8 protein-coding genes and 2 pseudogenes are annotated in these 8984 nt (G+C 57.6%); 2 read left to right on the top strand and 8 right to left on the bottom strand.

Annotated elements, in window-relative coordinates; genetic code table 11:
- Position 1 precedes the first annotated feature (1 nt).
- Positions 2 to 1504 carry a TnsD family Tn7-like transposition protein gene (locus tag ACZRKZ_RS19835; RefSeq protein WP_463982506.1) on the top strand — a complete coding sequence of 501 codons (1503 nt, stop codon included), beginning with the start codon at positions 2 to 4 and terminating at the stop codon, positions 1502 to 1504.
- Entirely contained in the window at positions 1497 to 3119 is a 1623-nt protein-coding gene (locus ACZRKZ_RS19840; RefSeq protein WP_463982507.1) for a Tn7-like element transposition protein TnsE, read from the top strand. The genes ACZRKZ_RS19835 and ACZRKZ_RS19840 overlap by 8 nt, the downstream gene beginning before the upstream one ends.
- A gap of 164 nt (positions 3120 to 3283) precedes the next feature.
- On the opposite strand, the pseudogene ACZRKZ_RS19845 reads toward ACZRKZ_RS19840, so the two are convergent.
- From ACZRKZ_RS19845 to ACZRKZ_RS19880, 8 genes and pseudogenes are all read right to left on the bottom strand, one after another.
- A pseudogene (locus ACZRKZ_RS19845) lies at positions 3284 to 3505 on the bottom strand (transposase domain-containing protein); the annotation flags it as partial.
- 92 nt (positions 3506 to 3597) lie between these two features.
- Positions 3598 to 4302: a group II intron maturase-specific domain-containing protein gene (locus ACZRKZ_RS19850; protein ID WP_463982508.1), complete on the bottom strand. Its 705-nt coding sequence runs from the start codon at positions 4300 to 4302 to the stop codon at positions 3598 to 3600.
- On the bottom strand, positions 4275 to 4760 hold the full coding sequence (locus ACZRKZ_RS19855) for a reverse transcriptase N-terminal domain-containing protein (protein ID WP_463982509.1): 486 nt from the start codon (positions 4758 to 4760) through the stop codon (positions 4275 to 4277). Before ACZRKZ_RS19855 ends, ACZRKZ_RS19850 begins: the two co-directional genes overlap by 28 nt.
- Positions 4761 to 5336: 576 nt before the next feature.
- Positions 5337 to 6644: pseudogene (gene tnpC / locus ACZRKZ_RS19860) on the bottom strand (IS66 family transposase); the annotation flags it as partial.
- A gap of 61 nt (positions 6645 to 6705) precedes the next feature.
- The gene (tnpB, locus tag ACZRKZ_RS19865) at positions 6706 to 7041 is read right to left on the bottom strand and encodes an IS66 family insertion sequence element accessory protein TnpB (RefSeq protein ID WP_003282984.1); all 336 of its coding nucleotides are present in this window, start codon (positions 7039 to 7041) and stop codon (positions 6706 to 6708) included.
- Positions 7038 to 7355, bottom strand: a complete 318-nt coding sequence (gene tnpA, locus ACZRKZ_RS19870) for an IS66-like element accessory protein TnpA (protein ID WP_003282986.1) — start codon at positions 7353 to 7355, stop codon at positions 7038 to 7040. The genes tnpB and tnpA overlap by 4 nt, the downstream gene beginning before the upstream one ends.
- A 59-nt stretch (positions 7356 to 7414) precedes the next feature.
- Positions 7415 to 7981, bottom strand: a complete 567-nt coding sequence (locus ACZRKZ_RS19875; RefSeq protein ID WP_463982510.1) for a hypothetical protein — start codon at positions 7979 to 7981, stop codon at positions 7415 to 7417.
- A 231-nt stretch (positions 7982 to 8212) separates the two neighbouring features.
- Complete coding sequence (locus ACZRKZ_RS19880) at positions 8213 to 8965, bottom strand: SapC family protein (RefSeq protein ID WP_274087432.1); 753 nt, start codon at positions 8963 to 8965, stop codon at positions 8213 to 8215.
- Positions 8966 to 8984: the final 19 nt, after the last annotated feature.

Genomic DNA, 8984 nt, shown 5'->3' on the forward strand with positions numbered 1-8984 from the left:
CATGTACTTCCCCAGGCTCTACCCGGATGAACTGCTTTACAGCGGTATTGCCCGGTGCCGGGTACATCTGGGGATCGGCAACCACAAGACCTTGCTGCACATGCTGTTCGGTGACAGCAAGGTCGCCGCGATCACCGATCTGCCCACACACCTGACTGCGTTGGCGAACAACACGGGCTTGGATGCGGAAGGCATGATCCTGAATCACACGCTGTTCCCGCTCTATGCCCCTTTCATTCCGCCGGAGCGCCGTACCGATCTTTTTCAGGCCATGCTCGCTTCCAACCGGCCGACGATTGGTTTGTCTGGGGCCTCGACGGCATTGGTCAAGTGGCCCGATTGGCTGCGTTACTGCCCGATCTGCTTTGAAGATATGGCTGCACGCTACGGTGAACCCTACTGGCAGCGTAGCTGGCAGATCCAAGGGATAGATGCCTGTCCCGAGCATGGCTGTCAGCTCCTGAACTCACCTATCCTGTTCCGTCGAGCGCAGCGACATGAGTTTCATCCAGCCTCCCCACTGTTTCTTCCCCCTGATCTTCGCGTGAGTCCTGCGGGCGAGGAGGCTATCAGGCTCGCCAAGGCTGCTATGCAGCTGCTGGCGCTCGAAGAGGTGCAATCGCCTGGCTACGGACGCTGGACCAACCTGTACCGGTACCTGGCAACAGAGTGCGACGCCAGGCGCGGCCGTCAGGTCAGGGCTGAAGTCATCTGGGAGAAGATCCTGGCATCCCATCGCAGGGACTGGCTTGCTGCGAACGGTCTGCTGACATCCGGAGAGCCTCCGCCCTGGTTGTTGGCGATGTTCAGGAAGCATCGCAAGGGATTCAGTGCGCTGCAGCATCTGATCGTTTGGACCAGCCTGCGCCCCGGCCAGCACGCTGGCGAACTGATCGGCGAGGCGAAGACTCGCCAGGTTGACCGTTCCACCGAACAGTTGGTGCCGCTGCTCCCTGCAGAGTTTGAGCAAAAGCAGCAGTACCGAGCCATTTGGCTGCAGACACTGGACAATCACGGTGGAGCCAAGGCTGCCAGGCAAAACGGAGGAGAGGCATGTTATGCCTGGCTCTATCGTCATGACCGAAGCTGGCTGATGGCTGCGAATCAGGCTAGACCGCGCCGACAGGGCAACAACAGCCATGTTGACTGGCAAGCGCGGGACAGAAAGCTGGTACGCCTGCTGATCCGAATTGGTAGAGACAGTGAAGAAGACCTGAGCCTGCCTCGCAGGAGTCGCAATTGGTTCCTGAAGCAGCTCCCCCATCGTGCATCAGTCGAGCATCATCTCGCTCAACTGCCCCTGTGCCGCACTTTCCTGGATCGCTATGCCGAGTCTGTCGGGGAATATCAGATCCGTCGCCTGACTGCAGCAATGCTGGAGGATGTACAGACTGGCATAACGTCCAGGCGCTGGGAGCTGGAAAAGCGTTGTGGGTTAGAAAAGAGCAAGATGGCACCTCTGACCACTGAATTCATTCGATTGGTAGGAAGTTGGATTGAATAGGACAGTATTTCGTCAGATCCCGAACGGATCCAGGTTGCTGGCCGTTGGAAATTTTTTCAGGGCCCCGACTTCGGCGGCCGAGTGGCGCTTGGCGGCTCTCTTTGAGCGTAACGGTCAGCTGCAGCTGCAGCGGTTCGCACCGGAGATGTCGTGTGTCTTGGCCGTTGGTCGCGAGTTTCTTGGCGAAGAAGGGGCTCCTTATCGTCCCAGTGGTTTCAAGAAGACGGTGGTGATTCCTGCAATAGATACCTGGCGGGAACGGCAGTTGGGTGAGTGCCCACGTCTGGCCAGAAGGCTTGCTGCAAATCCTGAGATATCTGGACAGCGATGCTTTGTGTTCGAGGTCGATGGTCTGACCGTCTGGTTGCCGAAATTCGAGCTGGCGCGAAAAATGTTCTTTCACGCTGCCTTCATCGTTCGTGCAGCCTTCGCACCGAATGGCTTGGACATGGCCTTCACGCTCTACAGAGAGGGCGATGTTGTTCATATCCATACGCCCCCGAAGACAGGTGCGCCAAGTCAGCTTCTTAAAATCAAGGGCTACAGAGACCATTTCAGTTGGCTGCTGCTGAATCAGGATGTGAAGCGATCCTTCGAGTCAATCTGGCAAAGCCTCAATCACAGGCAAGAGCGGGTACCGCAAGGTTCGGCGTATGCCAGGTGGCAGTTCGACTTTCAGGCACCCCCTTCCCTCGCGGGTACCACCATGGACGTGCGAGGCCCCTTTGATCCGGAAAGCAACGAATTGCTGGTCTGGGAGATCGAAAAGCTTCAGGGGCTCCGGTTTAGCCATCGCGGTGATATTTTTTTCCACCACCCTGCTCTCAAGTTACCCGTCAGGGGAGATAGCACAGGCTGTGTATCCGTGCCATCGGGAGCCAAGGAGTTGGAGGTGGATGCTGACGAAGAGCCGACTGCTGCCAAGGAGCAGAGGTTGATTCACCTGCCCGTTGAGGGAGTCACGTTTGATGCTCAGCTGCACACCAAGATCGCCTACAACGGGGAGCGTGCCAACGGTTACGGCAAGAAGCTCGACGACGAGCAATGCCCGAGCAGAGAAAGCCAACTCTTTGGCGTGGCTGATCCTGTGAGCGGGGGCAGCATAGCGCCAGGAGAGTTCCAACAATTGGGTGAGGGAGAGGGTGATGGGGACGAGCATGAGCGGCTTGCAGATCGCTTCTCGCTGCTCCGAGAGATTCTTGAACAAATCACCCAAGAGTCTGGAGTTGCGCTGGTAGCACTGGAGGTGAGGCCTCTGCCGCCCGTTCCACGTTGCAGCTACCACATGATCGATCACGAAAAATCACGCTGTTATCTGCTGGCAAGGTTCAAGCTGCAAAACGGCGATCAACGCTACCTTCTAGAAATAGATACCTCAGACAACCGGAAGACCATGTCAACGCGGATCATGGGCTTCAAAGCAGGTGTTGAGGCAGGAAAATGCATAGACAGGATCTTGAGGGATACAGTGAAAGGCTCGTTGCGCTGGCCAGGCACCATGGCGAAGTACTGTGAGCCTTTGCACTCTGTGCATCACCCGAAAGAAAGCTCATCTGGGGCCAACCATGCCAGGGTGTTCGACTGGAAGCAGCGCATACGCGCTGCCCTGAACTGATCGCAAACGCTGTTAAACGGCGAAAAATCTTGTCGCGAGCTGCGTGTAGTCAGTAGAGATAGGACGGCGGATGTGAATCCGCCTCCTGGGACACGATCACGTTCGGATAAACACCTGCGTATATCCAAGGTCAGTAAGCGTCCGCCGAACTCACCTTGCGCGACTCAGGCCGGCGCCCACTGATGCGGCAGCAGTTGGCCGACCTCACTCGCCCGCTGCGTCGGCAGGCGTGTCAGCACGTCCTTGAGATAGGCATACGGATCATGCCCGTTCATGCGGGCCGACTGGATAAGGCTCATGATCGCCGCCGCGCGTTTGCCGCTGCGTAGCGACCCGGCAAACAACCAGTTCGAGCGCCCCAGGGCCCATGGACGGATCTGGTTGTCGGGTAGTCAGACGCGGTTGCCCGCGTCCAACCCCCTAAGAACCGTGCATGCGAGTTTCCCAGCACACGGCTCAAGCCTCCGCTAAGGCACCTCTAGGCACCCGGTTGTACGTCATCGGCATAGGCAAATTGCACATCCCTCGGGCAGCGCAGGTGGTATATCTCAAGATTAGCCGCCGCGTCCGTTCCGCCATGACCTAGCTTCACAATATGGCGACTATGCCACGGTGTGTCTTTGGTCACCGGCTTGAAGCAGACGCAGCACCGACCGCCCTGTTGCACCCAAATCCGGTACAGCTTGGCTCGACCTTTCGCGGAAGTGAGCATCCTCTTGCCCCAGCGGGACTCGAAGTATTCATCCCAAGCGGGGTCGTGTGGGTTGGCAGCGGCCTTGATCTTGATATGTCGCACAATTGGCGTGTCCGAGGCGTCCAATAACGTGTACTGACGCTTCCGACCATCGGCGGATTTTTCAGCACATGAGAACACCCATCGACGCCCCCCTTGTACTTTGAAATACCGATCCTTCACCCATCGGCGTGTCTTACGAGGGTGGCGACGTACCGCCCATCGCCAGAGCATTTCCCACACTGCACTGTCCACCTGGTTGAAGACCTTCTTGGCGACGACATGACTGTGATAGTTCGCCCAGCCCCGTAGAACCGGGTTGAGCAAACCTATCAGATTGGTCTGCCGTATCGTTTTGTTGGCCTTGATCAACTCTCGTAGCTTGGCAAGGTGAGCGCTGATATTCGCCTTGGAAGGCTTGATCAAGAGCTTGCCGTTGTACTTGCGCACGTTCCAGCCGAGAAAGTCGAACCCGTTTCCGCAATGGGCTCCAAAGCCAGCAGATGGAGTGCCTGCATGGCCCTGCATTTCATGGCGGGTATTCCGAGAGGTCTCGTCTTGCCGTTTTTCTTCGGGATAAGAACTCGCCGAAGCGGAAGCGGCGAGTAGCCTCGCCGCTTCAACGACTCTATCGCACCGATCTTGGCCCTAGGCGTATTCCAAGTAACCTTGTCCACACCTGGGGTATTTTTGCCTTTGTTTTCAGACACCCGTTTCACGGCCAATGCCTTACCGCTGAACGAGTGAGTCAGCAGCCATTGCAGGGCTTTCACCTTGTTATGTCTGCCGTCTTGTACAGCCTTCACAATACGCGCTTGCAGCCCTCTGACACGACGTTGTACGGCAATCCAATCGATGGCTTCCCACGACGTGCCGGAAGGTGCACACGCCAATGCTGCTGCGTTCATTTGCTCTCCTTCCGTTGAAAGGGTTCTACCTACTCTCGTGTGAAGAGAGACCATGAGGACGTCTGCCCGCTTTCGCGTGAAGTGATGTTTCAACTCCTATCCAGCCCATTACAGGATGGCGTTCGCTTTTTCCCCGTTCCTTCGCCCGCACCGCCATGGGCAGTTTTTACAAACGGCTTTCCCTGGCGGGAGCGATACGGGATTTCCACGTTCCGCTTATTGAAGTGCGTCGGGTTAGGTGCCTGCTATCGACCGGGAGGCATGTGGGTCACGAATGCGTAGTCGAAAGACGCGATTCCCACCTCCGTTACCTTTTGGTTCGAGCGTATAAGCCATTTCCGCTCGTTCAACTTAACGATCGTTGCGCAGATTCACATGTGTTCACCATACCAACTATCTAGCCCTTGTCCGGCCATGGCTGCCAGAAGGGTACGCCTCTCACGATTGGTACCCCGCACCTTGCGATGCCTCGTTCCATTGTCGAAGGCGCTCTTGATTCAGCCTTCTAGATTCACCCGGTGACACGGGTGGTTCCCACCAAGGGGAACAACTTCATTAAGCGACTTCGTGTCGCACTTCGACCTGGTTGTTGTCGATGGGCACAGTTCCATCTTCCAGGTAGCGCGTCAGCGCTACCCAGCGTTTTAGGCTGTAATCCAAGGCTTTCGCCGTGGCCGATCCGTTGGGCACAAGATCACGCTGGGCCAGCATCCAGTCATGCAGTGTATCGAGGATCGGTGAAGCCTTTTCCTGTCGTATTCGCCAGCGTTCTTCATCGCTCATGTCCCGTGCCTGCCGCTCGATTTCGTATAAACCGCCCATCGCGTGCAGTGCCTGTTCAGCCAACTGGCTTTTGTTCGCCGCGTGAAGATCGAAGAACTTGCGGCGGGCGTGGGCCATGCAGCCAATTTCGGTGATGCCTTGCTCGAAGCTGGCCTTGTAGCCAGCGAAGTCGTCGCAGACCAGCTTGCCATTCCACTGACCAAGAAAATTGCGCGCAGGCTCGCCGGCACGGCTGGGACTGAAGTCGTACACCACGGCCTTCAGATCGGCGAAGGGCGTGGTGCTGTAGGCCCAGACGTAAGCCCGATGGGTTTTCTTCTCGCCTGGGGTGAGCATTTGCACCGGGGTTTCATCAGCGTGGATCACGCCTTGGGCCAGCACGGCTTCGCGCAGGGCATCGACCAGCGGCTGGAGCTGAACGCCGGTTTGTCCGACCCACTGCGCCAGTGTCGAGCGGGCGATGGCCAGGCCGGCACGGGCAAAGATTTTCTCCTGCCGGTACAGCGGCAGGTGGTCGGCGAATTTGGCCACCATCACGTGAGCCAGGAGGCCGGCGGTGGGGATGCCCTTGTCGATCACCTGGGCCGGCACAGGGGCCTGGATCAGGGTTTCGCACTGGCGACAGGCCCATTTGCCACGCACGTGCTGCTCAACGGTGAACACGCCCGGCGTGTAATCCAGCTTTTCGCTGACGTCTTCACCGATGCGTTGCAGCTGGCAGCCGCAGGCGCACTGGGTGTTCTCCGGCTCGTGACGAATCACGGTTCGCGGAAATTGCGCGGGCAGCGCTGTGCGCTTGGGTTGTTGGCGCGGTTCGGCTGGAGCAACCGGGGGATTGACGGCTTTCAGCTCCGCCTCGATGGCGGCGATGTCAGTGTCGAGCAGGTCGTCCAGCAAGCTACCCTGGTCAGGGCTCAGTTGCTCGCTACGCTTGGCAAACTTGTGCCGTTTGTACCAAGCGATTTCGTGTGTGAGCTGCTCAATGATGGTTTGATCACGGTGGATTTTCTTGCCCATCACGTCGACCTGCGTCAGCAACTGCGCGGCCAGTGTGCGCAGTTGCTCAGCTGTCAGTTGGTCGAGATTGGGCGAGGAGTTCATGCTGCTGATTGTGCCAGAACAGACGCTCTGCGCAGATACACCGATGGGCTAATGGCCGGTGCTACAGCACTGTGATCGCGCCGCCCGCACCGACCCGCTGCCAGGGCAGCCCCAGTACCAACGCCTGAAGTTGCTCGGTGTCGAGTTCAACTTCCGAGCCGTGGCGGATGCCTGGCCAGTGAAACTTGCCCTGGTTCAATCGCCGCGCGGCCAGCCAGATACCCACGCCGTCATGCACCAGGACTTTCATCCGGTTGGCGCGGCGATTTGCGAAGAGATAGGCGCAGTGCGGCTTCGCCGCACCGAACACCGCCACCACGCGGGCCAACGCGGTTTCAGTGCCCGCGCGCATATCCATGGGTTCGGTGGCGAGCCAGATACTATCGATACGGATCACTGGGCGAGCCCCCGGACAAAGCGGGCGCATCCTTCAGGATCGGAAGCTGGCCATTTCACTGTGATCGATTGCTCGCCCAGCGGTAGCTCGATAATCACAGCTGGTTCAACTGGTCGTTTGGGCGTAACTCTCGCAGGAACGAACGCCGGCAACGCCGCTGGCAGTTGATCTCGATAAAGCGGTAGCCACTTGCGAATGACGTTGGCATTGATGCCGTGGCGGATGGCAACGCTGGAAACGGTCGCACCGGGTTGCAGGCACTCCTGAACAACCTGGGCCTTGAACGGTTTGGGGTAAGAGCTTCGTTGGCGCATGGAAATCCCGGCGATAAGGGCTATCGCGTCCGCTTAAAAATACGCGGACACCATCGCCCTTAATGCTGGAGTTCGGAAGGTGAGTTGGCCGGACGCTTACCAAGGTCAGTCGAAACGATATTGACTTTCAGATGGTTCAAAGCCTCTCCCTGCGCACTAGGATCTGCCTTGAAATTGAACGCATTTAGGTAGGATTGGCCGGGGGTTCGATCCGCGCGCCAGTAGGACATGCCCTGGTCCAGGCGAATCCGGACTTGGTGCCCCGATTCGAAAGTCAGGCGCAACATGCGCCCATGTTCGATCGCAGCCTCGCTATAGACGTCTGCGTTGAATCCAACGTACTCGAGAGCGGCCAAAAGGGCTGCGTCGCGCTGTTCGTGATCTGCCCAGTCATGCCAGAGAAGGCTCGGCCCCTGGAAGTTCGCTTGGTAGTGTTGGCCAGTGACTGCGACTTTCGGATTTGCCGCCGCGTTCGCGACCGTCTTCTTCAGCGCATCAAGGACCTCGACCAGCAGGGCGACAGTGAACGGATTGCGAATGTACCGATCCGTGTACTCGATGCTTTCCAGGGTATCGTTCCCGGCCAGCACTGCTTTCAGGGCAGGGGCATGCTCGGTGAGCAGCACCCACCGCTTCGGAAGGGAGAAGAATATCGGTCAAATCGAGTTCCCAGCCGCGACTCGAAAGCACTGGTTCGCGGATGCTCCCCGGCAGGCAAACCGCTACGCAGTCAGTGGCGCGCCTTCACTCAGCAAAGATCGCAGGTGAGCAAGCCCAAAACCATCATCGCTAGTGGATGATGAGCAGACATTTACCTACCCATCACTCCATTACTTAGGAGATGCGGTTAGACATACTCAATGAAGCTGCACCGCCGAATTATCTTCCTGAGCCTTGTTTTTCAGGAAGTTGTCGAACAACTGATTGGCATTGCCCAGCGACATCAGGTGAGCATAAATCCAGCCCAAAACTCCTTTCTTGTGCAATTCTAGTACCTGCTCGTCAGTGAGTTCGGCAAAGCGCGTTTCATCAACGGCCTGAAAGTCTCGCAGCACAAAGCTCTCGCCACTGGAGTGAGTTAGCTGCAAAGTCCGGGGAACAAGCAACTGCAGCTCGTTCAGGGCCTTGACCAGATCACGAGTGCGCTCCATTTCATGGGTGAAGTTTTGCAAAAACTGAATCATTTCATTGAGGTATTCGGTGTTCTCGCCCTCGCCGTTGAACAGCTCACGGCCTTCTTCCTCATTCCAGCCGGCGTAAGCGGCATCGAAACAGACGGTGAAGTTGTCCGTCTCGTCCTGGGCGAGCACGAACGGATAGCGGCGTACAAACGCCGGCACATAGGTGTTGGCCTGCCACTGGCCGGATGCATCTAGGTAGCTGTTCTGGCCTTCGGCCATACCCAGCAGGGCAATCGGCATCAGCTGCTCGTCTGAACCGATGAAGACGATCGGGTAATGTCGCGCCGCCTGGAAGAATTCCAGGCCCGCCAGCGGCACCAGATGGGTACTCGCTGCAAAAGCGCAGTCGGTCGCCGGCTTGATTTTCAGGCCCTTGTGCTCGTCGCGGTTGAGCGCCTTGATTTCCTTATAAAGCAGCATCGTGGTCATTACCTCTTGTCTCCCTATT

This window comes from Pseudomonas sp. c313 (genome assembly GCF_055407145.1).

Excerpts from the sequence above, each read along its gene's own strand:
- tnpA (WP_003282986.1), bottom strand. The coding sequence starts at position 7,355 with ATGCGCCAACGAAGCTCTTACCCCAAACCGTTCAAGGCCCAGGTTGTT.
- ACZRKZ_RS19880 (WP_274087432.1), bottom strand. The coding sequence starts at position 8,965 with ATGACCACGATGCTGCTTTATAAGGAAATCAAGGCGCTCAACCGCGAC.
- ACZRKZ_RS19855 (WP_463982509.1), bottom strand. The coding sequence starts at position 4,760 with ATGAACGCAGCAGCATTGGCGTGTGCACCTTCCGGCACGTCGTGGGAA.
- ACZRKZ_RS19835 (WP_463982506.1), top strand. The coding sequence starts at position 2 with ATGTACTTCCCCAGGCTCTACCCGGATGAACTGCTTTACAGCGGTATT.